We start from the raw sequence: 25,438 nt of genomic DNA on the forward strand, positions 1-25,438 counted from the left end.
CCTTACCCGTTACCATGAGCCAATTTGCCCCAGTCCCTACCCTGAAAACCCGCGGGATGCAGATTCTGCTGGCGGTGCTGGCGGCTGTGGTAGTGGGCTGGGGCACGGCCCAGGCAGGGCTGCTGGTGCCGGCCCTGCTCATTGTGCTGGCTGTGGTGGTGCCGTTTGTCATCATCCTGTTCACAACCCCGCGGGTAGGCATCATCGCCCTGCTCTGCTACTGCTTCCTGTTCTTCATTATCGATCGGGAAGTGGGAGGGGCGCCGTTTGGGCTGGCCATCGACGGGCTGCTGGTTACTACGGCCGTGGCGGTGCTGGTGCAGCACCGGCGCTTCAACTGGAACTACCTCCGCAACGACCTGATGCTGCTGACGCTGTTCTGGTTTGGGGTCAACATTCTGGAGCTGGGCAACCCCTCGGGGGCCAGTGTGATGGGGTGGGTGCAGGAGTTCCGAAGCGCCTCGTTCTACTGGCTGCTCACGGTGCCGCTGGCCCTGCTGCTATTCAACCAGAAAAAAGACCTGAACCTGTTTCTGGTTTTGCTGATCGGGCTGTCGTTGCTGGGCACACTCAATGGGCTCAAGCAGCTCTACATCGGCCTCTCGCCGGGCGAGCAACACTTCCTGGACGTGGGCAACTCCAAAACCCACCTGCTCTGGGGTAAGCTCCGCGTGTTTTCCTTTTACAGCGACGCCGGCCAGTTCGGGGCTTCTCAGGCCCATATTGCCCTGATAGCCCTGATTCTGGGGTTCGGGCCGTTTAAGAAGTGGCAGAAAACGCTGCTGCTGCTGGCGGCCGGCCTGCTAATTACGGGCATGTTTATTTCCGGCACCCGGGGGGCGCTGTTTGCCTTGCTGGTGGGCATTGGGGTAGCCCTGCTGATCAGCAAGAATATCAAGGCCCTGGTAGTAGGCTCCGTGCTGGCCCTCTCGGCCCTGTACGTGCTGAAGTACACCAAAATCGGGGACAGCAACTACAACGTGTACCGGATGCGCACGGCCCTCGACCCGCAGGACGCCTCCCTGAACGTGCGCCTCAACAACCAGCTGGTGCTACGCAACTACCTCGATTCGCACCCATTTGGCGGCGGCGTGGGCACTATTGGTACCTGGGGCATTAAGTACAACCCGGGCAGCTACCTTTCCACCATTCCGCCCGACAGCTACTGGGTGAAGGTGTGGGTGATGTACGGCATCGTGGGCTTTATCATCTGGTTTGGCATCATGCTTTACATCGTGGGCAAGGGGTGCGGCATCGTCTGGAACATCCGGGACCCCAAGCTGCGCGTGAAGCTGAACGCCCTGACGGCGGGCGCGGCGGGCATCCTGTTCTGCAGCTACGGCAACGAGGTCATCAACTTCATGCCCTCGGCCATCATCGTGTACATCTCCTGGGCTTTCATTTTCCTGGGTCCCAAGCTCGACTCTGATCCGAAACCCCTTCAACCGTAACCAGCTTATGGCCACGCCTCTGGTATCCATTATTTCCATCAACTACAACCAGGCCCGCGTTACCTGCGAGATGGTGGCTTCCCTGCGCCAGCTTACGTACCCGGCCGTGGAAATTATTGTGGTGGACAACGCCTCTCCTACCGACGACCCCGGCCTGATTACGGAGCAGTTCCCGGAGGTGCAGCTCATCCGCTCCCCCCAGAACCTGGGCTTCGCGGGCGGCAACAACCTGGGCATCCGGCAGGCCAAGGGCAAGTACATTCTGTTCCTGAACAACGACACGGAGGTAGCCCCCGGCTTTCTGGAGCCCCTGGTCGAGCTGTTCGAGCAAAACCCGGAGGCCGGCATTGCCTCGCCCAAAATCATTTTTCACGGCTCAGACGGCATTATTCAGTATGCCGGCTCCCGGGGCATCAATACCTGGACGGGCCGCAGCGTAACCATTGGGCACCTGGAGCCCGACCACGGGCAGCACAACGCCTCCGGCCCCACCCAGCTGGCCGACGGCGCCGCCATGATGGTGCCCCGCCGCGTGATTGACGAGGTAGGCCTGATGCCGGAAGTGTACTTCCTGTACTACGAGGAACTGGACTACTGCGAAATCATTAAGCGCTGGGGCTACACCTGCCACTACGTCGCTGAATCGACGATTTACCACAAGGAGTCGATGTCAGTGGGCAAGGCCTCGGTGCTGAAAACCTACTACATGAACCGCAACCGCCTGCTGTTTATCCGCCGCAACTTCACGGGCTGGTCGCGCTGGACGAGTACCTGCGTGTTTCTGCTGGCGGCCCTGCCCAAAAAGGCCGTGTCGTTTTCGTGGCGCTCCGAGTGGAGCCACCTGCGGGCCCTGGGGCGCGGGCTGTGGTGGAATCTGCAGCACCTAGCGGGTCCCTCTTCTGCTACTTCCTAACCGCGCGCTATGTCCCTTATTACTCTCTTTTTTGATGGCCTGCTGTGGGCGCTGGGTATTTACCTGGCCCTGAACTGTGCTTATCTGCTGTTTTTTGCCCTGGCCGGCCATTTCCGGCAGCCCCGGGTAGCGGCTCCGGCTCAGTCGAACCAGGCCAGCCGCCCTGCCCGCGCCGTGTGTGTGCTGATTCCGGCCTACCGCGAAAACTCCGTTATTCTGGAAACTACCCGCGCCGCCCTGCGCCATACGTACAGCGGGCCTCATACCGTGTGCGTCATTGCCGACGGCCTGCAGCCGGCCACCGTGGAGGCCCTGCGCAACTTGGGAGCCCAGGTGCTGGAAGTGCACTTTGAGCGCAGCACCAAGGGCAAGGCCCTGCTTTACGCCCTGGAAAGCCTGCCCCGGCACCGCTACCAGATAGCCATGGTGCTGGACGTGGACAACCTCATGGGCCGGGGCTGCCTGGAAGCCGTGAACCAAGCCTTCGAGGCAGGTTACCAGGTTGTGCAGGCCCACCGCACCGCCAAAAACACCGACTCGGCCTTTGCCCTGCTCGATGCCTGCAACGAGGAAATCAACAACCACATCTACCGCAAGGGGCACTTTGCCGTGGGTCTCTCGGCGGCTCTCATCGGCTCGGGTATGGCCTTCGAGTTTGGCTACCTGCGCCAGCTGCTGCAGGGCATTGGCGAAACGGTAGGCGAAGACAAGGAGCTGGATTTCCGCATTGCCCGCGACCAGGAGAAAATCTGCTACCTCGACAGCGTGTTCGTGTACGATGAGAAGGTAGAGAATGCGCAGGTGTTTACCCAACAGCGCAGCCGCTGGCTGGCCTCGCAGCTGGAGTTCCTGAAGAAGTACGCCGCCGAAGGCGTGGAGCAGCTTCTGGACCACGACAACTTCGAGTTCTTCAACAAGGTAGTGCAGGCCTTTCTGGTCCCGCGCGTGCTGCTGATTGGGGTGCTGGGGCTGCTGCTGCTGGCCTCGGCGGGCCTTAACCTGGTGCTGCCGGTGGGCCCCTCGCCCCTGTTCTGGGGCGGCCTGCTGGCGGTGCTGGGGCTTACGCTGCTTATTTCCCTGCCGGGCCGCCTCTACAACCGCCAGCTGCTGGCAGCCATTGTGCGCCTGCCCTACGCCCTGGTGTGCATGGTGCTGGCCCTGCTGCGCATCAACCGCTCCAAAACGGCTTTCCTGGCTACTCCTCACCGGGTGCAGGCCCTCGATGCCTCCATTGAGCACTAACCTTCACGTTTTATGCCCTTCGAAATCATTGCCCTGCCCGCCGCAGCCTGCCTGATCTTTGGCTTCATCCGGGGTCTGCGGGCCGGCCGCCAGCAGTCCTGAGCAATTAGCTCCGGTCCGACACCGCAGGTGTCCGACTGGTTGACGCCCGCGCCGTTTGCACGACTTCGGCCTACCCCTTCCATCTGCCCAAACCTTTCCAATAGAAGTCAGCACGAAGCCAACTGGTCCGGCAGGCTTCACCCGTCGGACCGGGGTAGGCAGACCTACTTCCTTTCCTCCCTTAGCTACTCCGTTATCCAGTTACTCCTTTGATGATGAGCAACTTTCTCCTTTACCTTTTTTGGGCGGCCTTTGCCGTGGCGTTCTACACGTATGTGGGCTATGGCCTAGTGACCTGGGCGTTGGCGGGCCTTACCCGGCTGGTGCGGCCCGCCCGGCCCCTGGCTCCCTTCGAGCCGGAGGTTACGCTGGTAGTGCCGGCCTACAACGAGGCTGATATTCTCGATGACAAGGTGGCCAACTGCCTGGCCCTGAGCTACCCCCGCCAGAAGCTGCGGCTCCTGTTCATTACGGATGGCTCCACGGACAACTCGGCCGAGGTGCTGGCCCGCTACCCCGAGGTGGAGCACCTGCACTCTCCCTTCCGCGGGGGCAAGTCTCTGGCTGAGAACCGGGCCATGGAGTTTGTGCGCACGCCTTACGTCATCTTCACCGATTGCAATTCCTTTCTGAACCCCGAAGCGGTGCGTGAGCTGGTAAAGCACTACCAGGACCCCCAGGTGGGTGCCGTATCGGGTGAAAAAAAGGTGCTGGCCCACGCCTCGTCCTCCGGGGCCGGCGAGGGGCTGTACTGGAAATACGAGTCGTTTCTGAAGCGCTGTGACTCTCAGATTTACTCCCTGATGGGGGCCGCCGGCGAGCTGGTTTCCTTCCGCTCCAACCTGTTTCAGCCCCTGGAAAAGGACACCATCCTCGATGACTTTATTCAGTCCCTGCGCATTGTGGAGAAGGGCTACCGGGTGGTGTACGAGCCGGCCGCCTATGCCGCCGAAGCGCCTTCGGTTTCCCTGGCCGAGGAAATGAAGCGCAAGATCCGCATCTGCGCGGGCGGCTGGCAGTCGATGGTGCGGCTACGCTCCCTGCTGAACCCACTGCGGCAGCCCCTGGTAACGTTCCTGTACGTTTCGCACCGGGTGCTGCGCTGGAGCATTACGCCGGTGGCGCTGGTGCTGCTGCTGGTGCTGAGCCTGGTGCTTACGGGCTTGGCGGGCGGCTTCTACGCGGCCTTTTTTACCGGACAGCTCCTGTTTTATGGGCTGGCCTACCTGGGCTGGCTGGCCGAAAGCCGGGGCCGCAGCCACAAGCTGCTGCTGGTGCCCCTCTACTTCACCCTGATGAACGTGGCCGTGTTTGCGGGCTTCCGGCGCTACCTGCGCGGCTCCCAGCCCGCCGCCTGGGAAAAAGCCGCCCGCAACCAACCGCTGGAAGGCAACCTGAGTCTGCCCAAAGCCTAAGCTCCCCGCTCTGCCTCCCCTACCCCACCCGCTTGTTCGAAAGCCGTTCACCCAACCTTCCCGGCGATGAGAATAGCCCATCTGATTATGGCTCACAAGGGCCCCGAGCAAGTGGCCCGGCTGGTAACGGCCATGGCCCACGAGGGCTTTGACTTTTACATTCATCTGGACGCCAAAGCCGACCGGCGGGAGTTTGAGTTTCTGGAAGCGCTACCCGGCGTGCGCCTTACCACCACCCGTCTGTACGTGCGCTGGGCTTCCTACCGCTTCACCAAGGCCATTCTGGAGTGCACCCGCGAAATTCTGACCACCGGTATTGCCTACGACTTCATCAACCTGATGAGCGCCCAGGACTACCCCATCAAGCCCGTAGAAACCATTTATAGCTTCTTTACCCGCAACCTGGGCCGCTCCTTTCTCTCGTTTGAATCGAGTGAGGAAGACTCCGAGTGGTGGGCCCACGCCATCACGCGCGTGGAGAAGTACCACTCTACTTATTTCCACTTCAAAGGGCAGTACTTTCTGCAGTCCACCCTGAACTGGCTGCTGCCCAAGCGCAAGTTTCCGCTGCCCTACACCCTGTACGGCGGCAAGGATGGCTCCTGGTGGACCATCAGCCGCACCTGCGCCCAGTACCTGGTTGATTTCGTGGATGATAACCCTACCCTGCGGCGCTTCACGATGTTTACCTGGGGCTCCGATGAGTTTCTGATTTCGACCATCCTGATGAACTCGCCCTACCGCGCTACCATCGTGAACGACAACTACCGCTACATCGACTGGAGCCGGGGCGGGGCCAACCCCAAGGTGCTCACCTCCGACGACTTCGAGAGTCTGCGCACCAGCTATAAGCTGTTCGCCCGCAAGTTTGACCCCACCGTGGATGCCACCGTGCTCAACCGCGTGGATGAGGTGCTGCTGGCGGCCCCGCTGCAGCCCGTTTCCTGATGCCTGCCCTTCTGTTTTCGCCTACCCCACTTTTCTTCTGATGGAAAACCCCATACACGGCCGTGATATTGTAGTGGTAGGGCAGCAGCCCTGGGACACCGAAATTGGCAGCAACTGCAAGAATATTGCCCTGGAGTTTGCCCGCCACAACCGGGTGCTTTACGTGAACTCGCCCCTGGACCGCAACACCGTGCTCAAGCATCGCCACGAGGCCTGGGTGCAGCGCCGGCTGCGGGTTACCAAGGGCGAGGAGCAGGCCCTGGCCGTTGCGGGCGAAAACCTGTGGGTGCTCACCCCCGACTGTATGGTGGAATCTATCAACTGGCTGCCGTCCTCACCGGTGTACACTGTGCTGAATAAGCTGAATAACCGGCGCTTCGCGGCTTCTATCCGGAGCGGCATTCAGGCCCTGGGCTTCGAGGACTTCATCCTGTTTAACGACAACGATATTTTCCGGAGCTTCTACCTGAAAGAGCTGCTACGGCCCGCCGTGAGCGTGTACTACTCCCGCGACTATATGCTGGCCGTGGACTACTGGCGCAAGCACGGCCGCCGCCTGGAGCCCCAGCTCATTGCCAAGACCGACGTGTGCGTGGCCAACTCCAGCTACCTGGCCTCGTACTGCCAGCGCTACAACCCCCGCTCTTACTACGTGGGCCAGGGCTGCGATGTGGCCCCTACCCCCGCTGCTACCGGCCAGGATACGCTGCCCCCTGACCTGGCCGGCCTCCCGGGCCCCCTGATTGGCTACGTGGGGGCGCTGGTGAGCCTGCGCCTGGATATAGCCCTGCTGCAGACCCTGGCCGAGCAGCGCCCCCACTGGAGCCTGGTGCTGGTGGGCCCCGAGGACGACGAATTCCGGGCCAGTGGCCTGCACCAATTGCCCAACGTGCACTTCCTGGGTCCGAAAGCCCCAGAGGAGCTGCCGGCCTACATCCGGGAGTTTGCCGTGTGCCTCAATCCCCAGCTGATCAACGACATGACCATTGGCAACTACCCCCGCAAGATTGACGAGTACCTGGCCCTGGGCAAGCCCGTGGTGGCTACCCGTACCCAGGCCATGGACATCTTCGCCGGGCACACTTACCTGGCCGACGCCGCGGCCGACTACGGGCCCCTGATTGAGCAGGCCCTGCGCGAAGACTCCGCCGAGCGGCAGCAGGAGCGCGCCGCCTTTGCCGCTACCCACACCTGGGCCAACAGCGTGGGACAGATTTACCAGGCCATCCGCACTGTTTCGCCGGCCCTGGCTTCCGGCCCGGCGGCCACGCTGACCCCTGCCTGAGCCACCACGCACTCCCCTTCCCGCCGCCCCCAGCCGCCTACCCCACTCCCACCGTTATTTCCTGCCGCCTGATGCTCGCAGTCTTTAAAAACCGACATGTTTTGTCCCTGACGGGCAACGGGGTCATGGCCGTGTTCAGCATCCTGACCTACAGCATTCTGTACCGGTTTCTGCCCGAAGCCGATATGGGGAACTGGGTGTTCTTTCAGTTTGCCTTTCTGCTGCTCGATACCTTCCGGACCGGGCTGCTGCAAACGCCCCTGATTAAGTTTTACGCCGGCGCCGACCAGGCCCGGCAGACCACCGTAGCGGGTTCCTCCTGGTTTATCGGCCTGCTCGTGACGGGCTTCTTTGTGCTGCTCAACCTGGCCTGCCTACCGCTGGCACCCTACACCACCGATACCGGCGTACTGCTGCTGCTGCACTACTTTGGTCTGAGCCTGGTCGTGACGCTGCCCTTCAATGTGGCCGTGTGGCTGCTGCAGGCTGAGCAGCGCTTTGATGCCATCCTCACCATCCGGCTGCTCAATCAGGGCTCCTTTATTCTGCTGACGGTGCTGCTGTATGCGCTGGGCAACATCAGTCTGCCGGGCATTGTGTACTCGTTTCTGGCCAGCTCCCTGCTAACCAGCGTGGTAGCCCTGGTAATGGGCTGGGCCCGGCTGGGGGCGCTGCGCCACAAAACGGCAGCCTGCGTGCGGGAGGTATTCCACTTCGGCAAGTACAGCTTCGGCACGTTTCTGTGCGCTACCCTGCTACGCAGCTCCGATACGTTCATCATTAAGTTTATGCTGGGCCCAGCCGCCCTGGCCGTGTACAACCTACCCCAGCGCCTGCTCGAAATCATTGAGATTCCGCTGCGCAGCGGCCTGGCTACGGCCATGCCCGATATGTCGGCGGCCGTGAACCGCAAGCGCCACGATGAGGTGGCCCACACGCTCAAGAAATACGCCGGCTCCCTTACCCTGCTCTTTATCCCGATTACCGTGGCCGTGCTCGTGTTTGCCGATGTGATTGTGCTGCTGATCGGGGGGCAGAAATACGTGCACACCGAAGCGGCCAACCTCTACCGCATCATGATTGTGTGCGCCCTGCTATTCCCCATCGAGCGGTTTCTGGGCGTTACCCTCGACATTATCAACAAACCCCAGCTCAACCTGATAAAGGTGCTCATTGCCCTGGCCATCAACACCACCGCCGACATCCTCTGCATCAAGTTTACGGGCAGCATTTACGGAGCTGCCGTGGCCTCGGCCTTCACGCTGGTAGCCAGCCTGGGCTACGGCTACTGGGTGCTGAACAAGTACCTGCCTCTACATTATCAGGATACCTTTCCGCTGGCCCTGGCCGAGTTCCGCAGCCGGCTGGATCTGCTATTTCAGAAAGTGAAGCTTATTACGAACCGGAATCCTACGCTATGAAGAACTTCGTCGTGCTGTCCTACGGTCACAGAGCCGAACACCACCGGGCCGTCTTCGCGGTGTTAAGCTTCTGGGCATGGTACCGGGGAGACAGGGCGGAGGTGCAGACCATGCTGTACACCGACAACCCGGACTATTTCCGGCCCTACCTGGCCGGGCTGCCGGTGCAGTATGAGCTGCTGACGCCGGCCCGGCTAAGCCAGATGAAGGGCGCAGCCCAGTACCTACACCGCGTAAAGGCCATTATTCTGGAACACGTCTTTGCCGTATTCCCGACGCACGATGCACTGTACACTGATACCGACACGTTTTTTACCGCCGACCCAGCTGGCCTGCTGGCGCGCCTGACCTCCGGCACCAGCCTCATGCACCAACCCGAGTACCGGCTGCAGGATGCCGTGCCGGTGTTTGCCGCCTTCGGACAGCAGCAGTACCCGGAGCGGCTGCTGAAGCTGCTGGAAAGCGCCGTATTTCAGGTAGCCGGGCAGCCCACGCGGTTCTACTCCCGCCAGGTAGCCTGGAACTCGGGCGTGCTGGGCATCAGCCACCAGCAGGCCCCGCTGCTATCCGATATCCGACAGGTAATGGATACGTTTTTCGAGCGCACTGCCTGGTTTGTAAGCGAGCAGCTGGCTTTTTCCCTGGTACTGCAAAACCAGACCCGGCTGGTTGGGGCCCAGCCTTTTGTATGCCACTACTGGGGGCGCCGCCAGAAGCGCCTGATGGATGAGCGGCTGTCGGGGCTGCTGCACGAGCGGTTCACGCGGTTGTCGCTGACGGAGCGGCTGCAGTGCGTACAACAGCTGACGCTCCAGTGGCAGCGGCAGGTAGAAGCTGACCGCCTGCAGGAAGGCTCGCTTTACGCCTTCGCCAACCGCCAGCCCCGGGCTGGCATCAAGTACGCCCTGAAATCGTTGTTCAAAGCTCCGTTCAGCCCCTATTTCGTGCGCCGCCTGCTGGCTATGGGCCGCCGGAAGCTCTATAGAACTGCCTGAGCGGGCTGCCTCAGCCCATCATTCACACAGTGGCCCTTCGCCTGCCATAACCGGTAACCAGGGCTACCCCGGTTTTTGGCTACAACAAGCGAAGGGCCACTGGCGCCAGGCTGCTACATTCTGGTTTCTACTCGGCCAGCACTACCCGTTGGGTTAGCACCACCGAGGGGGTAGTAAGCCGCACCAGGTACACGCCCGTGGGCAGGCCCTGCCCCGGAAGCGTGAGGCGCTGGGTAGAGCCGGCCTCTACCGGGCCGGCAAACAGCTGGCGTACCACTCGCCCCTGCATATCATACACCACTACGCTGGCGTGGCCGGTGGTCTGGGGCCGAAAGGTTATTTCGCTGGCGGTGGTGAAAGGGTTGGGCGCCACGGTGAAGGCGGCGGTTTCAGGCGTGGCCGGACCTGCGCCCAGCAGCGCGCTGCTGGCCGTGGCCGTGGGGCTGGCACTACCACCCGCGTACGGCGACAACCGGCTGCCCGGAATCGGGCCTTCCAGGGTACCATCGGGCAGCTGCCAGGCCACGGCCAGGTGGTCGTCGCCGCCCTGCTCCTTGTGCAGGGCCTCTACGTAATAGCGGCGCCCGGCCGTGAGCGTCACCGGGGCCGATTTCTGCCCGGCGTACTTGTTCCACTCGCGCGGGTTGGTGTAGCCCGCTACCGTAGCAATCCGCACTTTTTGCGCCGGGTCATCGGAGGAGCTTAGCCACAGCTCGCAGTTATCGTCGCCGGCAATCCAGAAAGTATAGGCGCCGGTCTGGGGCGGGCAGAGGTAGCCGCGGAGGCGGGCGCCATAGTTATCGGCCAGGTTGCGGGGGCTTTCAAACTGGGTTGGCTGACTGGTGTTGGTGGGCGTGATAAGCACCGGGATACCCGACACGGCCGCGCCGCTTACATTGTTCCACTGCTCCCGCAGGATGGTGCCCGTGGCCGAGCAGGTAGCCGGCGCCGTGGTGGGCGGCAGAGTGCTGCCAACCGTGCTGCCGGCAGCCGGCACCACAAACAAAGGCGTCTCGGTCAGTAGCAGGCTCAGTTGCCCGTTGGTCAGGTTCACGCGCTGCACTGAGAGGGCACTGCCGCTGGTGGGGCGGTACACATCAGCATAGGTAGCGGTGCCCAGGTTGAGGGTGTACTGCACCGTGCGGCCTTTCTCGTCGGGCACTACCAGGGCATAGGCCTGTTGGCCGTTTAGCTCGTAGCGGTCCACTACGGGGTTAGTGCTCAGGCTTTCCCGGAAGGTGTACTCGCCCAGCAGCTGGTTGGTTTGCGTCAGGTACTTGGTAGCCAGGCGAGGGGTGCGGTCGGCGTTGAGCAGGCCCATGGTGGCAAACTGGGTGGCGCTGCCGGGGTTGTCGTCGTAGAGCTGGTAGAGAAACACGCGCTCCACGCCGTAGCGCGGGTAGAGCAGAGCCGTGCGCAGCAGCCAGTCGGCCTGGGTTTCCTGCACCGAGCGCCCCCCAATGGCAATGGCCTTAAAGGGGCTACCCTGGTTGGTATCGAAGCCGGTTTCAGTAATCCAGACGGGCATGTTGCCGCAGTACTGGCGGGCCATCTGCACGAAGCTGCGGGCTACCGGCGCCGCGTCCGACACCTCGGGGGCGGCCCCGCGGGTGGAGTTACCGCCCTGGGAGGTACCGGCGTCGTTGGAGTAGTTGTGGTAGTTGATGATGTCCCAGCACAGGTTCACGCTGCCGTCGGGGCGGTAGCCGCGGTTCTGGCGGCACCACTCCACCATGCCTTTCACGTACTCGGGGTCGGGCTTGGCCAGGCCGGCCATTACCACCTGCATGTTGGGGTCGGCGTTTTTCACCCCAATACCAGGGCCCAGGGTGTTCTTGTGCCCATCGTAGAAGGCCGAGAGGTTGGCCGCGTACTGGGCGGGCGTCTGGTAGGCTTTGGCTCCCTTCCACCACTTGTCCCGCTCGTTGTCGCACTCGATGTACGTAATCAGGTTCAGGCCAATCTTCACCTCATTGATGCCGTCGCCGGGCCAGCGGGGGGTAGTATTAACGGTTACCAGGCTGCGGGGCACGCCGGTGTTGCTGCCGTAGCGGGCCGCGAATTGAAAAGCCATCCGGGCCTGCTCGCGGTAGGAGGCGGGCTTGCTGAAGTCGGCGCCGCCGCGCACGGGCACGTTCTCATGGTCGCGCTGGTCGGCGGGCCAGGTGTTCAGCAGCCAGCCCGGCAGGGTTTTGATGCAGGCCAGCACCTCAATACCCTCGGCCTTGAGGCGCTGATACATAGCATCGTAGTTCCAGCCGCCGCTGTGGGTAGGGTTAAAGGTGTAGCTACCCTCTGAGGACTCCAGCCGCTCCCAGTCGAGGTAGTGGCGCATGCCGGTGAAATTTTTCATGCCCGCCATCCGGGTGGCCTCTACCTCCCAGGGCTTGTTGGGGTCTTCCAAATCCCACTCAAACGCATTAACGCCCAAGGATTGCTTGAATTTGATGGGCCGCGGGCCAGCGTTAGGGGCAGCAGGTGCCGGGGTAGTGGGCGAGGTAGCCGGGGCGGCCTGCACGGTCAGCGTCTGGCTGACGTTGGCCGCAGCCAGGTAAGCTGAGCTGCCGGCCTGGGCGGCCGTAATGGTGGTGGTACCGGCCCCTACCACGGTGGCCTGCCACTGACCACCGGCGTTGGAAACCGTAGCTACCGCCGTATTGGACGAGGCAAACGTGATGGGCGTGGCCGTGTTGTTGCTGGTGGCGCTGAGGTTGAAGGGAGCGTCGCCCACGGTTTTCGCCGGCAGCGCCCCGAAGCTGATAGTCGCCTGCGCCTGGCTTGGAGCAGGGTTTGGCGCTGGCGCGGGGGTAGCCGCAACGCCGCTTGCATACCCGTACACCTGAATTTTCTGGGGAATGTTGTTGCAGTATTTGCGCACGATAATCGCATCGGCAGCCACCGGCATGGCCGTTTTCAGCTCTACCCACTGCTGGTAAAGCGCCCCGGTGAAGGTGCCCAGCAAGATGCGCTGGGTGCCATTCAGGGCGTAAATGGAAGCCGGATTGTCGGCAAAGGAACCCTCGAAATCGTAGAGGCGCACGCGGGTAATGTTGGTGCGCTGAGCCAGGGATAGGGTTACGTCGATGTACTGAAAGTTGGCTGGGGCCCAATGGTTGCTGACCAGTTTGCTGAGGTCGTCGGTGAGCCAGGGCGAGTAGTCCTGGCCGGTATCGGGGCTGGGGCTAATGGCGGTGATACTTACGCGCGTTTCACTTTGAGCCCGGGCCACGTACGTTGTCAGGAAAAAACATACGGAAAAGGCCAGCAGCGCCATCCATCCGGAAAATTTCGCCATTTCAAAAGAGGTTTGGTGAAGGTGCGGGCAGCCAGGCAGCGCATAGCCGCCGGCTCCCCGGTTGTGGTGAGTGCGCCCCGCTTCAGGCAGGACGGGTAGGTGGGGTACTGGTGCGCAAATGGGGCCGTGCCGGCCGCGGCAGGCCCGCAATCAGGTTGTTGGGTTCGGTGCACCGGTTTCCGGGCCGCCGGCCGCCGAATGGCGACTTTCCGGCCTGGTGCGCGGGCACTTGCTCTTCCGGCTGGGAAGCTCCGCGCTTGCTACCCAATCGGGCGGGCAAACTGTATCCGTACTTCTATTTGCTGCTTTCCTACCCCGGCAGTAATGGCCGGAGGCGGGAAACTTCTCCAGTTGTTCTGCGTGGGCTTGCGCTTGCGTTGCCCGGTATCCTCCTGCTTCTGACGTTACACGTATTTCCTCTGCCCGGCCCTTGCTGCCGACCATTCAAATTTCGCAAAAAATACAATTCACAAATCACCCACCTAGGTTAAATTGCTGATAATGGGCTATTTTATTAATAATTCGAAATTCAATGATTCAATAGTACAAAAAGCACACACTGCTATATGACCCACTGTATAGGTTACTCAGGCACCGGCGGCTTACCCGTAAGCTCCTGCGAGGCTACCTGCGGCGGGGGTTCTGGCGGGGCTGAGGGGTAGCGGCCAATTGCAGACCAGCGGGCTCCAGTAGCGTAAAAAAGGCCGGAGCTCCGTCCAGCAGCACCTCGCGGCCCGGCAAGCGCAGCTTCACCTGGGAAAGGCCAAAATCCCAGGCCTTACGCTCTACGCCGGCCATCGGCCAGGCGGCCGGGAAGCTATAGCGGGCCGTGGCGGTTTCCCGCTGATCGAGCTGGGTTTTGGCCCACAGTACGTACTGGTACTGACCGTCGCGGCGAAAGGCGGCGCCCTCCACTTCGTCGGGGAGCTGTAGGGCGGCGGTGCGGGCGGCATCGTAGCGCCAGCCGGCCAGCAGTCCGGCGGTGGTCTGGAAGCCGAGGCCCAGGGGGGTGAGCTTTTCGCGGCCGGGCCGGTCGCGGTTCATGTTTTCGTACATGCCCATGAGCTTGAACTCATCGGCGGAGGAAACGCCGGCGGGCTCCCGGGGAGCATCAGCCGCCTCGGCCACGCTGTAAAAGTGCACCTGCCGGATGCCGTTTTTCTGGGCCGCCACCAGAGCCTTGATGCCGAAGTTACGCTGCATCTCATCGGAGCTGTAGCGCCACTCGGCGGTGCGCCGACTGATGTTGGTTTCCGTGATGATGAAGTGCTTTTCGGGGTAGGTCTCGCCGTTGAAGCCGTGTTTGTGCAGCACTGCCTCAAACCGGGCCTTGTGGCGCAGCAGCTGGGCAGCGGCATTATCGGAGTTGCGCTGGTAGTTGAAGCCGGTGTGCAGCAGGTTGCGCCGGCGCAGGTAGTAGGAAGGATAGACGTGGTAGTCCACCACATCGAAGTAAGCGCCGCCCCGGGCCGGATACTGGGCCGTTACGGCGCCACCCTTGGGGTTATCGGAAAAGCGCAGCAGAGCATCGAGGTACTCGGCGTAGCCCAGGCCGCCGGGAGTTACATAATCCTCGGGGCAGTACTTTTTCACTACCTCCCAGGTAATGCGCAGAGTCCGGATGTAGTGGTAAATGGGCGCCAGTGTGTTGGTGGTTTCGGCGGGCCGGGGGGCCCGGCCCAGCCACTCCTTATTGCTGACGTCGGTAATAAAATCGGGCTCGTTTACTACCTCCCAAAAGCGAATGTGCTTGCCGTAGGTTTGGGTTAGCCGGTAGATGTAGGCGGCGTAGTAGTTGCGCGGGTTTACGGTGCTGTCGGGCAGCCAGATGGGCTCGTAGAGGTTGGCAAACAGCTTGGAGGGCTCCCGGCAGCCCGGATACACGGTTTTCTCGCGGTGCTCGGCGGAGGGCTCGCCTACAAAGCATACCAGCTCGCGCAGGCCCAGGTTGTTGGTGTGGTGCCGGAAGGCTGCCCGCCGGGCCTGCCACCCCCACTTATCCAGAAACTGCTCGGGCAAGGTTACCCGGATGGTCTGCCCCCCGGCTTTGCTGATGGCCGAGGCCAGCTGCTCATCGTTCCAGCCGCTGCCGTAGTAGCCCATGTTGCAGCCGTAGCCGAAATCTGCGGTGTAGGGGCGAACGTAGCTTTCGGCCGTGTGCGGGGTGCGTGGGGCAGTGGGATGCTGGGGACCGGTGCAGGTACTGACGGGCGCGGCCAGCCCCAGCAGCGCCGCCCCTACTACCAACTGGCTGCCCATGTGGGCAAAGCGTATCATGCGTTTCATAGGACAGCTTTCAAGGGTGACCGGTACTTGAAAGGCGAAGGCGCGGCAGGGCTTGCTTCCGGAGCAGCCCACAAACCACCTCCTTAATTATCAGCACCACACCGATAACCTGATCCAGACAAGGAAATGAGCTTTGGGAGCCAGACGGGTGGGGGTCAGACCAACGAAGAGCGGCAGCAAGAACAGTATTCCAAAAGCGGCAGGTGAACCCGCTGGGCTAATGTAAGAAAGAAAATTTATAGGATTGATTGAATTAATGCAAATACCCTACTTCTATACGTTAAGGATTTGCTACCACTGCTAGGTCTGCCGATGCGTGTGCTACTCTGGACAGCCGCTATTTGGCAGTTATTCTTACGTTAAGGATAACCTACTGCTATGCTGCTATTACCTACCCCCCGCCGCGCCCAACACCCTCTGCTATATCCGCCGGGCCTGCTGGCACTGGCGTGGCTGTTGTTGCTAGGGTGCGTGGCGCTGCCATACATTAAACATCCAAAACCTAAACAAACAATCCTGGAGGTTGCCTTCCCTAAACCCGGTAAACCCATAGGTTCCCTTTTTGGATTTCCTACACCCCAACAAGTCAAAGAATTTGGCCCTTGGAAAAGCGTTTTTGTGTTAGGGAATCTATGGGCTGACTATTTTGAAGTGAGGATGATAGAAAGCATATGTCTCTCGTTGGTTGGGGAACAGATTCAACACCGGGCAGTACATGTGTATATGAGCGAACCAACTTCCTATAACACCTTTATTCAATTGTTAGATATACCTAATCGATTGGGCATCAAGAAGTATTGGATAGACCTAAGAAAACCTCCTTTCAGCATTAATTTGTTGGGCAATGAGCCTCCTGATCCAGGATATGCTCCATTTTTTTGTGGTACGTCATCTAGTATTATCTCCCAACCAGAGGTAGCACCTAAGCTCTCTTTCAGCGAAGCAGCTACGGAATGGTTTGCTGAAAGACGCAACGATTTATATTCCCCCGACTGGCGCAACACCTGGCGGCTGCTGTTGCTACCGAGCATGCTCTCAGGGTGGCAGGTAGTGCGGCAGTGGCGGCGGGCGGCGGCTCAGAACGTAAGCGCTTAGGGAATCTGGCGGGGCGGAACTACGTTTATAGTTCCTATGCCTGCCCTACCCCCCGATCTGCGCAAAGCCCTCCTGGGCCTGCCACAAAAAGAAAAAGACCAACTCCTGACCCGCCTGGTTTCCCAGGATGCCGTCCTGACGGAGCAACTAGCCTTCCGTCTGCTGGAAGGCGACGATGCCCTGGAAGTGCGCCGCCAGCGCCTGCAGCAGCAGGTAGATGACCCCGTGCGCGGCTTCCACCAAACCCCCAACGACCTACTTCATATTGTGCGGCAGCTGCAGCAGCGCCTCACCTACCACTGCAAAATCACGGGCGACACCCAGGGTGAAATCGAGCTGACCTTGCGCCTGCTCACCAACGTGCTGCGCCACCAGCCCGAGGCCACCGGCCGCCTGCACGGCCCCACCCAGCCCCTGCTCCAACACCTGGCCCGCCGCACCGCCGAGGTCGTAAAGTCCATTCAGAAGCTCCACGAAGACTACCACCTAGAGTTTGCCCCCGCCCTCAACGAGCTGCTGGCGCTGCTCTACGCCTCAGCCGCCGCGCCCCTGGCCCGGGAACTGGGCATCCCACGGGAGTGCTGAGGAAGTGACGGGTGAACAGATAGACAGATGATCTGGCGGCCAAAAGTTGGCCTACCAGTGAGGCACCTCGCTACTCTAGCGTTCGAAACACAATGGGCATGGTGTAGAGGACTCGCACGGGCCGGCCAGCGTTCTGGCCGGGGCTCCACCAAGGCATGATGCGGACCAGGCGCAGGGCTTCTTCATCGAGGCCAGCCCCAAGGCCTTTTACTATTTCCGCGTCGCGGATGCGGCCTTCTTCCGTCACCAGAAAGCGCACGTACACCTTGCCGGAAACGTGGCGCTGCAGGGCCTCATCGGGGTAGTGCACCTCGTTGTGCAGAAACTTCTGAAAAGCCGCCGCGCCACCAGGGAAAGCCGGCATCACCTCGGCAACATGGTACACGGCGGGAGCTGGAGCCGGGGCCTCATCGGGTTGCGCGTTGGGGCCGGGGTTTTGAGCAAAAGAGGGGGTAGCAACGGGCAGCAGCCCAAGCAGCAGGAACAGGCGTAGGAGTTGCGGCATAGGTGGCGGAAAGCGGAGGCAGAGGTCTGGGCAAAACTACCAGGCTCAACCAGGCCGCAGGTAACCGCTCGGTTATCATTCAGTTGCTTATTTGTTGGCCCGGGGTGCTGTATCCTTTTTGGGCGGGGGCAAGTACATAGCAAACAGGCCCACCCGGCGCCGCTCCACTCCTCACTGCTCTGCTACCATGGCTACTACTCCTTCTCCCGAACACATGCGGGCCCCCGCCCACCTCACCGCCGACGACCTGCGCCAGGCCCTTACGGAACTCGACGCCAAAATCCAGACCCTACGCAACCGCGCCCACGCCACCACGGCCAATTCGGAGAACACCTATCACCAGCACGCCGACGCCCTAGAAGCCAAGCGCGCCCGCCTGGTAGAACGCCTCGGCCCCGATGCCCCTACCCCCGCCTCCACCGACAAACCCGCCGCCGGCCCCGACCAAGACCGGAATGCCTGGGACGAAATCTGGCACGGCATCGAAAACCTGCGCCAGGATCTGCGCAATATCATCTAGAGCCCTACTTTCTAGTTTATATCCTAAGGACGCCCTGCTGAAGGGCGTCCTTTTTTGTTCAGGGAACGGCTGTTGCCACTGGCGAGAAGTAATTGCAATTCGGGCGGGGTTTTCGGCAGTTCGGGCGGCCGATTTACCGTTCGTGGAAAAGTTGTTTCGGCCGGGGGCCGGAGGTGCTAGGTTTGACTCATCAACGAACCCGAAACCTTTCCTGCTACCCCCTTTTTCGCCATGAACCTGACCGCTACCCTCCGCCCCCTCTGCTCGGCCCTGCTACTGACGGCCGTTTCCGTGCTAGCCGCCCCGGCCGCTACCCAGGCTGCCACCCCCGGCGGCGTTTCGGCAGTAGCCCCCGACGACGCCTCGGCTCACCCGAACTTCACGGTGCGGGTAGTAGGCAAAGGCCGGCCCATGATCCTGATTCCGGGCCTGACCTGCCCCGGCGCGGTGTGGGACGAAACCGTGGCCCATTATCAGAAGCAGTACCAGTGCCACATCATTTCCCTGGCCGGCTTTGGCGGCACCCCCGCCCCAGCCAGCACCAACCAGCTGCTGCTCAACGTCCGCGACCAGCTGCTGGCCTACATCAAAACCCAGAAGCTGCAGAAGCCAACCATCATTGGGCATAGCCTGGGCGGGTTTCTGGCCCTGTGGCTGAGCAGCACCCAGCCCGAAGCAGCTGGCCCCCTGGTTATTGTCGATTCGTTGCCGTTTCTGGCGGCGGTGCAAAACCCCACCCTTACGGCGGAGGCCGCCAAGCCCATGGCCGAGGGGATTCGCCAGCAGATGAGCAGCGGCAAAATGACCGTAGCCGCCGCCCGCCAGATGTCGGCCACCATGATGACTGATACGGCCCGCATCAGTCAGGCCACACGCTGGTCGGTGGCCTCGGACCCCGCAACCGTGGCCCAGGCCTACTACGACCTGATGACGACGGACCTGCGCCCCGAAGTGGCCCGCATTCAGCAGCCCGTGCTAGTACTGGGCGCCTGGGCCGCCTACAAGCAGTACGGCTCCACCAAGGAAGGCACCAAAGCTGTTTTTGACCAGCAGTACGCCAAGCTGCCCCAGCATCAGGTGGTGATGTCGGAGGCGGGCCGGCACTTCCTGATGTGGGATGACACTCAGTGGTTTTTCAGCCAGACCGACGCTTTCCTGAAGCAGAACGCCGTGGCCCGGGCCTCGGCTAGGTAACCTCGTAGGTAGCCCGGACTTTAGGCCGGTAGCCGCTCATTTGCTCCCACTCAGAAGAAAGATGCGGGAGGCCATCGGACTAAAGTCCGGGCTACAGTACAGCTACAGGTACTCTTTATATTGCGTGCGAAATCAGGTATGCTCTACCCCCTTCTCACCGTTTTATGTTACTCCATCAGGAATTCGCAGCGCTGAGGCTGGAGCTGTCCGTGAAAGCCAAGAACGGCCTGGATTTTATTGTGGCCGCCAGCGTAGTGTGGGCCGCTATTGCAGTGGTCTGGCTGCTGCCGGGCTCCCTGACCCAGAAAGGGTTTATCACCTTTTTTGTGGGCTCGGCCACGCTGCCCCTGGCCTGGCTGCTCTCGAAAGTATTGCGCACTACCTGGACGCTGCCGCACAACCCGCTGCAACCGCTGGGGCTCTGGCTCAACTTCGCGCAGCTGTTCTATTTTCCCTTTCTCATCTTTATTTACAGCAAGTACCCACAGCACTTTATCATGACCTACGGCATCATTACGGGGGCTCATTTTTTCCCGTACGCCTGGTTTTATGATGCCCGGCCGTTCGCGGTTATGGCCGGCGTTATTCCGGTAGGCTGCCTGGTGCTGGGGCTGCGCCTCACCGAGCCCGGCCAGCTTTACCTGATTCCGGTGTTTATTGCCGGTGCCCTGGTGGTGCTGGGGGGCCTGCTGGTGGTTGCTTACCGCCAGAATAAGAAAGCCTACCTCGCCCCCGTGGCCCTGCAAGCCCACTAACCTGCGGCCGCTCTGGCCCTATTTCCTCGTATGTTTTCCTACGCCGCCGCACCGTCTCCCAGCCGCCTGTACTGGCACTGCCAGCTACTGGGGTGGAGCCTGTACTTTGTGGGCTGTTCGCTGATTTTTGCCTTCACGGGCTCGGCCACCCGCACCATGGTTCTGATTGTGCTGACCATTTCAGCAACCATGCTCCTGATCAGTCACTGGCTGCGCTACCACGTGCGGGCCAACCGGTGGGAGCAGCTGGCCCCGCTGCCCCTGCTGGGGCGCCTGCTGGCAGCCAACGTGGTGCTCTCCCTGGTGAGTCAGGTCCTGATCTGGGCCGTCATTATTTTCCTGATCCGGCCCGTCGGTAACGGCAATCCTCAGGGCTGGGGGCAGTTTTTCGGGTACGCGGCCAACGTGAATATTCTGCTGTGGCTGTGGAGCGGCTTCTACTTTGGCTGGCACTACCTCACCAGCTTCCGGCAGGCCGAAGTGGACAAGTGGAAGCTGGCCGCCGCCGTGCAGGAGGCCGAAATGCGCACCCTTAAGGCCCAGATCAATCCCCACTTCATGTTCAATGGGCTCAACAACATCCGGGCGCTGGTAATGGAAAACCCAGCCCGGGCCCGCGACATGATTACCCACCTCTCGGACCTGCTGCGCTACTCCATTCAGCTCAACAGCGCCGAGCAGGTGCCCCTGAGCCGGGAGCTGGAAATTGTGGAGCACTACCTGCAGTTGGAGGCCCTGCAGCTGGAGGAGCGCCTGCACTACTCCCTGGACGTGGACCCAGCGGCCCTGAGGGTGCTGATTCCGCCCATGACCCTGCAGCTGCTGGTAGAAAACGCCATTAAGCACGGGCTGGCCCCGCGCCCGGCGGGCGGCGTCATTCGCCTCTGCGCCCAGCTCAACGACTCCAACACCCTGCATGTAACCGTGCGCAACACCGGCCGCTACACCCCCCAGCCCGGCTACCAGGGGGTAGGCGTGCGCAACGCCCGCGAGCGGCTGGCCCTGCTTTTTGGCCCCGCCGCCCACCTGCACCTGGCCAACGACCCTCACACCCCGGATATGGTAGTGGCCCACCTGCAGCTGCCGGTAGCGGCCGGAGCACCAGTACCTGTGGCGCCCGCCCTGGCCTAATGCCCCGGCCCAGGGTGCCCTTAATACCAGCTAATTCTTACCTGATCAGCGTACATCTGCACTTTTATGAATGCCTTGCTAGTTGATGACTCCCGCCTGGCCCGCACCGAGCTGCGCCACCTGCTGCAGGCATTTCCGGAGGTGACGGTGGTAGGCGAAGCCCGCCACGCCGAGGAAGCCCGGACCCGGCTGCGGGAGCTTCAGCCGGATTTGCTGTTTCTCGACATCCACATGCCGGGTGAAACCGGATTCGAGCTGCTCGCCTCCCTGGACGTGGCTCCGCGCGTTATTTTCACTACGGCTTACGACGAGTACGCCCTGCGTGCTTTCGAGGTAAATGCTCTCGACTACCTGCTCAAGCCCATTCAGGAAAACCGGCTGGCTGCCGCCCTGGCCAAAGCCCGCCTGAAGCAGGCAGCGGCCGTAGCGGTGGAGGCAGGAGCCGCCGGACCACCCCCGGCCGAAGAGCCTGCCCCTACCCCCCTCTCTGAGCACGACCAAGTATTTGTGAAGGACGGGGAGCGGTGCTGGTTTGTACGCCTCTCGGATATCCGGCTGTTTGAAATCAACGGCAGCTACACCCAGATTTACTTTGAGCAAAACCGCCCCCTGATTCCGCGGACCCTGCAGCACCTGGAGCAACGCCTCGATTCGCGGGTGTTTTTCCGGGCCAACCGCCAGCAGATCATCAACCTGAAATGGGTGGAAAGTATTGAGCCCTGGTTTAGCAACTCCCTGAAAATCCGGCTGCGCGGAGGGCCGGAGGTAGAGGTTTCGCGCCAGCAGTCGGTGCGGTTTCGGGAAATGCTGAGCTTGTAGGCGGCGGTCGGCCCGGCTCAGGATTATTCCGGCCTGCCTGCATCCTTTTGGGGTAGTTTATAGTACACAGGCTCAGGCTGCTGCCTGCGCGGCGGCTGGTTTCTCTCGCCTATAGCCTTTGTTGCCATGAAGTGCATACTACCTCTCTCGGCCCTTGCCCTGCTGCTGGGCTCGGCCTCCTGCTCTCAGGATACCACGGCCATGGAAAAACCCCGCGAATACCGCTCGGTCTCCATGGAAAAAACCCGGCGCACCAACGACAAATCCCAATTTAAGCGCAACCACAGCCCCATCGGGCTGGGCATTGATCTAAACTCGAACAATCCCCACAAATTCAGGATGGTGAATGCGCCTAAGCGCTACAAGTACAGCAAAGGCGGCCGGTAAGGCTACCCCGAAGATGCCCCAGGTAGGCCGTCTGAGTAAATGCAGGCGGCCTTTTTATTTTCAGCCGCAGCCGCGTTTCAAAGTCAGCAAGCGCGGCTGCAGCTAGTGCTGGAAACGCAGCCTCTCAAGGGCCGGGGGCAGCTGTTTATCGAAAAGCCCGGCTCTGCCCCTGCCGGGCTGGCCCGGAATAGTTAAATTTACCGGGCCCTGGCCTGTGCGCTAAGGAGCTTATTAATCCTTTGCTCGTTGCTTATGCTGCTACCGATACTGCGCTATTTCATTTGTTGCTGGGGCCTTGTGCTGGTGCTGCTGCCTGCCACGCTTCGTGGGCAAAGCCCAACCGCTGCGGCAGCGGCCAAAACTATTATTCCGGGCCGGTTGGTATTCAAGCTGAAGGCCTCTACAGGTCAGCAGCGCAATATTCCTGAGAACACCCGAACGCCAGTGCTGAACGCGGCCCTGGCCCGCCTGAACGCCCGGAACGTGCGGCCCAAGTTTCCCTTGAGCGCCGCGCCCGATGCCCGGCAGCCGGGAGCCGTGAATCTGGGCCTGATTTTCCAGGCCGATCTGCCAACGGCACTGCCCGTGGAGGAGGCTTGCCAGGCCCTGCGCAAAACCGGCGCGGTTGAGTACGCCGAGCCCCTGTACAGCTACCCTATGCTGTATCAGCCCAACGACCCGCTGTCCGACTCTACCCTCGCCAGCGGGCAATATTACCTGAAGAACATCAGGGCCTACCGCGCCTGGGACATCAGCAAAGGCGACACGAGCCTGGTTATCGGGATTGTGGATGCGGGTACCCGCCTGACTCACGAAGACCTGAAAAGCCAGCTGCAGCTCAACCGCCTCGACCCTATTGATGGCATTGATAACGACCAGGACGGCTACGTAGATAACTACTATGGCTGGGACTTTGCCGACAACGACAACAACCCCTCCCGGGACCCCAGCAGCGTGCACGGCATTCTGGTGGCAGGCTGCGCCGCCGCTGCCCCCGATAATAACAAAGGCATTACGGGCGTAGGATTCCGGTGCCGGTTTATGCCCCTCAAGATTTACCCCAGCACTGCCACCGGCAGCTTCGGGGGCTACGAGGCCATTGTGTACGCTGCCGACCACGGCTGCCGGGTTATTAACCTCTCGTGGGGCGGGGTGGGCGGCCGCTCCCGGTTCGAGCAGGACGTGATTACCTACGCCGCCGTTAACCGGGATGCCGTACTAGTGGCCGCCGCCGGCAACACGCCCGCCGAGCTGGAGTTCTTTCCTGCCAGCTACGACCATGTGTTGTCCGTGGCAACCCTGCAGCCCTCCGATGAGCGCAGCACCAACGCCACCTACAGCCGCCGCGTCGATCTGTCAGCGCCAGGCATCAACATCCTGACAACCTGGGGCGATACGGATACCGACTACATGGGAGTCGGGGGCTCGTCGTTTGCGGCCCCGCTGGTAGCGGGCGCGGCGGGGCTGCTGCGCACGCACTTCCCGCAGTATAATGCCGCCCAGATTGCCGCTCAGCTGCGCCGCACCACCGACAACATCAATGCCCTACCTGGCAACGTAGCCTTTGCCGGCCGTATTGGGTCGGGCCGCCTGAACGTGCTGCGGGCTCTTACCGAAACCGCCCAGCAGTCGGCGCGGGTAATCAGCCGTACTACCGCGCCGGCCCGCCGCGCCTACGCCCCCAACGACACCCTGCGCCTGGCCGTAACGGTTCAGAACCTGCTTAGCCCCGTCACGAACCTGACGGTTACCCTGACCTCGCTTTCGCCTTACGTTACTGTTCGGCAGGGCACGTTTGAGGTGGGCGCGCTGGCTACCCTCGCTCAGCGCGGCAACGCTACGGCTCCCTTCCGGCTGGCCGTGGCCGCCTCGGCGCCCCTTAACACCCGCGCTGTACTGCGCTACCGCCTGCAGGATGCCAGCACCGGCTACCAGGAAGATCAGTACGAAACCCTCATCCTCAATCCCGACTACGTGGTGCTGGATGCCAATGACCTGCACCTTACCCTCACCAGCCGGGGCAATCTGGGGTATGATGGCCTGGGCTCCGATGTGGGCGAGGGCGTCAGCTACCGGGGCAGCGCTCCGCTACTGGCTGAGGGAGGCCTGCTGATTGCTACCCCTACGGCCCGCGTAACCGACAACGTGCGCAACGACCGGCGGAGTAACGACCAGGACTTCACGGCGCTGGTTCGCGCTGGCATCTTAACCCAACCTCTCCGGGCCGATCAGGAAGCCTACGGGGTGCTGCAGGACTCGCTGCCCGGCCTTACCAACGGGCGCTCCGTGGGCGTGCGGGTGCGACAGCGGGGCTATGCCTGGGCTGCCGCTCCGCACCGCGACTACGTGGTGCTGACTTACACCCTCACCAACCTCACGACGGATACGCTCAAGCCCCTGCACGTAGGGCTTTACATGGACTGGGACCTGCCCGGCGAGCCCGGCCGCAACGTGGCTACCTGGGAGGCCGGCCGCCGCCTGGGCTACCTCTATGATCCGGCCAAACCTACCTATTATGCCGGGGTAAAGCACCTGGCGGGCGGACAGGCCAGCGTATACTCCATTGACAACCAGGCGCCCGCAGGAGCAGCCGTACGCCTCGCCGATGGCTTTAACACTGCCGAAAAGCTGCTGACCCTGAGTAGCGGTACCAGCCAGCAAACCAGTGGGCTACCGGCTGGCACTGATGCCTCGCAGGTAGTGGGGGCCACCCTCCCCCGCCTCGCCCCCGCCGACTCAGCGGTGGTAGCGTTTGCGGTGGTAGTAGCGCCTTCCTTAGCCCAGCTACAAGCCGCCGCCGATGCTGCCGCTACCCGCTACCAGCAGGTGCTGCCAGTGCGCCCGGCCCAGGGCATTGCGGTAGCCTTGTACCCTAACCCCACTACGGGCCGCCTGCTGGTAGAGCTGCCCGCCGGGCCGGCTACGGTGCGGGTGCTGTCGGCGCTAGGGCAGCAGTTGCAGGAGCACACTGCGCCCACCGGCCACAGCATCCAGCTTGATTTGAGCGCCTATCCGGCAGGGGTGTATGTAGTGCAGATCAGCACTGCCGGTGGTGTCACTACGTGGCGCGTGGTACGCCAACCGTAGCTACCTC

At 61.8% G+C, this 25,438-nt stretch carries 20 protein-coding genes; 17 read left to right on the forward strand and 3 right to left on the reverse strand.

The annotated features are described in order from the left end of the window. Positions 1-14 precede the first annotated feature (14 nt). The 8 genes from FGZ14_RS09260 (at position 15) to FGZ14_RS09295 (ending at position 9,772) form a co-directional block, all read left to right on the forward strand. Entirely contained in the window at positions 15-1,451 is a 1,437-nt protein-coding gene (locus tag FGZ14_RS09260; RefSeq protein ID WP_139923561.1) for an O-antigen ligase, read from the forward strand. A 7-nt stretch (positions 1,452-1,458) separates the two neighbouring features. Beyond that, positions 1,459-2,364 carry a glycosyltransferase family 2 protein gene (locus tag FGZ14_RS09265; RefSeq protein ID WP_139923563.1) on the forward strand — a complete coding sequence of 302 codons (906 nt, stop codon included), beginning with the start codon at positions 1,459-1,461 and terminating at the stop codon, positions 2,362-2,364. Positions 2,365-2,373: 9 nt separating this feature from the next. Next, positions 2,374-3,606, forward strand: coding sequence for a glycosyltransferase (locus tag FGZ14_RS09270; protein ID WP_139923565.1), 1,233 nt, complete (start codon positions 2,374-2,376; stop codon positions 3,604-3,606). Positions 3,607-3,923: 317 nt separating this feature from the next. Then, entirely contained in the window at positions 3,924-5,123 is a 1,200-nt protein-coding gene (locus FGZ14_RS09275; RefSeq protein ID WP_139923567.1) for a glycosyltransferase family 2 protein, read from the forward strand. Between the two features lie 66 nt (positions 5,124-5,189). Next, complete coding sequence (locus tag FGZ14_RS09280; RefSeq protein ID WP_139923569.1) at positions 5,190-6,071, forward strand: beta-1,6-N-acetylglucosaminyltransferase; 882 nt, start codon at positions 5,190-5,192, stop codon at positions 6,069-6,071. A 40-nt stretch (positions 6,072-6,111) separates the two neighbouring features. Next, positions 6,112-7,356, forward strand: a complete 1,245-nt coding sequence (locus FGZ14_RS09285) for a glycosyltransferase (RefSeq protein WP_139923571.1) — start codon at positions 6,112-6,114, stop codon at positions 7,354-7,356. Positions 7,357-7,427: 71 nt separating this feature from the next. Beyond that, complete coding sequence (locus FGZ14_RS09290) at positions 7,428-8,777, forward strand: lipopolysaccharide biosynthesis protein (protein WP_139923574.1); 1,350 nt, start codon at positions 7,428-7,430, stop codon at positions 8,775-8,777. Then, positions 8,774-9,772, forward strand: a complete 999-nt coding sequence (locus tag FGZ14_RS09295; RefSeq protein ID WP_139923576.1) for a hypothetical protein — start codon at positions 8,774-8,776, stop codon at positions 9,770-9,772. The genes FGZ14_RS09290 and FGZ14_RS09295 overlap by 4 nt, the downstream gene beginning before the upstream one ends. Before the next feature lie 127 nt (positions 9,773-9,899). Here the strand turns inward: FGZ14_RS09295 and FGZ14_RS09300 are convergent, their stop codons facing one another. Both FGZ14_RS09300 and FGZ14_RS09305 read right to left on the reverse strand, forming a co-directional pair. Further along, on the reverse strand, positions 9,900-13,067 hold the full coding sequence (locus FGZ14_RS09300) for a PA14 domain-containing protein (protein ID WP_139923578.1): 3,168 nt from the start codon (positions 13,065-13,067) through the stop codon (positions 9,900-9,902). Between the two features lie 624 nt (positions 13,068-13,691). Further along, positions 13,692-15,353, reverse strand: a complete 1,662-nt coding sequence (locus tag FGZ14_RS09305; RefSeq protein ID WP_139923581.1) for a hypothetical protein — start codon at positions 15,351-15,353, stop codon at positions 13,692-13,694. A gap of 378 nt (positions 15,354-15,731) precedes the next feature. Here FGZ14_RS09305 and FGZ14_RS09310 point away from each other — a divergent pair, with 378 nt between their 5' ends. Beyond that, positions 15,732-16,448, forward strand: coding sequence for a hypothetical protein (locus FGZ14_RS09310; protein WP_139923582.1), 717 nt, complete (start codon positions 15,732-15,734; stop codon positions 16,446-16,448). A 36-nt stretch (positions 16,449-16,484) separates the two neighbouring features. Next, positions 16,485-17,033, forward strand: a complete 549-nt coding sequence (locus tag FGZ14_RS09315; protein WP_139923584.1) for a hypothetical protein — start codon at positions 16,485-16,487, stop codon at positions 17,031-17,033. A gap of 70 nt (positions 17,034-17,103) precedes the next feature. Here FGZ14_RS09315 and FGZ14_RS09320 read toward each other — a convergent pair whose 3' ends face one another. Then, complete coding sequence (locus tag FGZ14_RS09320; protein ID WP_139923586.1) at positions 17,104-17,538, reverse strand: energy transducer TonB; 435 nt, start codon at positions 17,536-17,538, stop codon at positions 17,104-17,106. A gap of 187 nt (positions 17,539-17,725) precedes the next feature. Between FGZ14_RS09320 and FGZ14_RS09325 the strand changes: the two genes are divergently transcribed. The 7 genes from FGZ14_RS09325 to FGZ14_RS09355 all read left to right on the forward strand — a co-directional run bounded on the left by FGZ14_RS09325 (position 17,726) and on the right by FGZ14_RS09355 (position 25,431). Beyond that, a complete protein-coding gene (locus FGZ14_RS09325; protein WP_139923588.1) occupies positions 17,726-18,058 on the forward strand; it encodes a hypothetical protein in 333 nt (110 codons plus the stop codon). Between the two features lie 231 nt (positions 18,059-18,289). Beyond that, entirely contained in the window at positions 18,290-19,252 is a 963-nt protein-coding gene (locus tag FGZ14_RS09330) for an alpha/beta fold hydrolase (protein ID WP_139923590.1), read from the forward strand. A gap of 164 nt (positions 19,253-19,416) precedes the next feature. Beyond that, the gene (locus FGZ14_RS09335; RefSeq protein WP_139923592.1) at positions 19,417-20,007 is read left to right on the forward strand and encodes a hypothetical protein; all 591 of its coding nucleotides are present in this window, start codon (positions 19,417-19,419) and stop codon (positions 20,005-20,007) included. Between the two features lie 30 nt (positions 20,008-20,037). Then, a complete protein-coding gene (locus tag FGZ14_RS09340; RefSeq protein ID WP_139923594.1) occupies positions 20,038-21,138 on the forward strand; it encodes a sensor histidine kinase in 1,101 nt (366 codons plus the stop codon). 66 nt (positions 21,139-21,204) lie between these two features. Then, on the forward strand, positions 21,205-21,957 hold the full coding sequence (locus FGZ14_RS09345) for a LytTR family DNA-binding domain-containing protein (RefSeq protein ID WP_139923596.1): 753 nt from the start codon (positions 21,205-21,207) through the stop codon (positions 21,955-21,957). Between the two features lie 126 nt (positions 21,958-22,083). Continuing rightward, positions 22,084-22,344 carry a hypothetical protein gene (locus FGZ14_RS09350; RefSeq protein WP_139923598.1) on the forward strand — a complete coding sequence of 87 codons (261 nt, stop codon included), beginning with the start codon at positions 22,084-22,086 and terminating at the stop codon, positions 22,342-22,344. A 252-nt stretch (positions 22,345-22,596) separates the two neighbouring features. Further along, the gene (locus FGZ14_RS09355; RefSeq protein ID WP_139923600.1) at positions 22,597-25,431 is read left to right on the forward strand and encodes a S8 family peptidase; all 2,835 of its coding nucleotides are present in this window, start codon (positions 22,597-22,599) and stop codon (positions 25,429-25,431) included. Positions 25,432-25,438 lie beyond the last annotated feature (7 nt).

This window comes from Hymenobacter sp. DG01, assembly GCF_006352025.1.
Lineage (GTDB): Bacteria > Bacteroidota > Bacteroidia > Cytophagales > Hymenobacteraceae > Hymenobacter.

Coding starts and splice junctions, on each gene's coding strand:
- FGZ14_RS09285 (WP_139923571.1), top strand. CDS start 6,112: ATGGAAAACCCCATACACGGCCGTGATATTGTAGTGGTAGGGCAGCAG.
- FGZ14_RS09260 (WP_139923561.1), top strand. CDS start 15: ATGAGCCAATTTGCCCCAGTCCCTACCCTGAAAACCCGCGGGATGCAG.
- FGZ14_RS09355 (WP_139923600.1), top strand. CDS start 22,597: ATGCTGCTACCGATACTGCGCTATTTCATTTGTTGCTGGGGCCTTGTG.
- FGZ14_RS09265 (WP_139923563.1), top strand. CDS start 1,459: ATGGCCACGCCTCTGGTATCCATTATTTCCATCAACTACAACCAGGCC.
- FGZ14_RS09300 (WP_139923578.1), bottom strand. CDS start 13,067: ATGGCGAAATTTTCCGGATGGATGGCGCTGCTGGCCTTTTCCGTATGT.
- FGZ14_RS09340 (WP_139923594.1), top strand. CDS start 20,038: ATGTTTTCCTACGCCGCCGCACCGTCTCCCAGCCGCCTGTACTGGCAC.
- FGZ14_RS09275 (WP_139923567.1), top strand. CDS start 3,924: ATGAGCAACTTTCTCCTTTACCTTTTTTGGGCGGCCTTTGCCGTGGCG.
- FGZ14_RS09305 (WP_139923581.1), bottom strand. CDS start 15,353: ATGAAACGCATGATACGCTTTGCCCACATGGGCAGCCAGTTGGTAGTA.
- FGZ14_RS09335 (WP_139923592.1), top strand. CDS start 19,417: ATGTTACTCCATCAGGAATTCGCAGCGCTGAGGCTGGAGCTGTCCGTG.
- FGZ14_RS09320 (WP_139923586.1), bottom strand. CDS start 17,538: ATGCCGCAACTCCTACGCCTGTTCCTGCTGCTTGGGCTGCTGCCCGTT.
- FGZ14_RS09315 (WP_139923584.1), top strand. CDS start 16,485: ATGCCTGCCCTACCCCCCGATCTGCGCAAAGCCCTCCTGGGCCTGCCA.
- FGZ14_RS09310 (WP_139923582.1), top strand. CDS start 15,732: ATGCTGCTATTACCTACCCCCCGCCGCGCCCAACACCCTCTGCTATAT.
- FGZ14_RS09330 (WP_139923590.1), top strand. CDS start 18,290: ATGAACCTGACCGCTACCCTCCGCCCCCTCTGCTCGGCCCTGCTACTG.
- FGZ14_RS09350 (WP_139923598.1), top strand. CDS start 22,084: ATGAAGTGCATACTACCTCTCTCGGCCCTTGCCCTGCTGCTGGGCTCG.
- FGZ14_RS09295 (WP_139923576.1), top strand. CDS start 8,774: ATGAAGAACTTCGTCGTGCTGTCCTACGGTCACAGAGCCGAACACCAC.
- FGZ14_RS09290 (WP_139923574.1), top strand. CDS start 7,428: ATGCTCGCAGTCTTTAAAAACCGACATGTTTTGTCCCTGACGGGCAAC.
- FGZ14_RS09325 (WP_139923588.1), top strand. CDS start 17,726: ATGGCTACTACTCCTTCTCCCGAACACATGCGGGCCCCCGCCCACCTC.
- FGZ14_RS09270 (WP_139923565.1), top strand. CDS start 2,374: ATGTCCCTTATTACTCTCTTTTTTGATGGCCTGCTGTGGGCGCTGGGT.
- FGZ14_RS09345 (WP_139923596.1), top strand. CDS start 21,205: ATGAATGCCTTGCTAGTTGATGACTCCCGCCTGGCCCGCACCGAGCTG.
- FGZ14_RS09280 (WP_139923569.1), top strand. CDS start 5,190: ATGAGAATAGCCCATCTGATTATGGCTCACAAGGGCCCCGAGCAAGTG.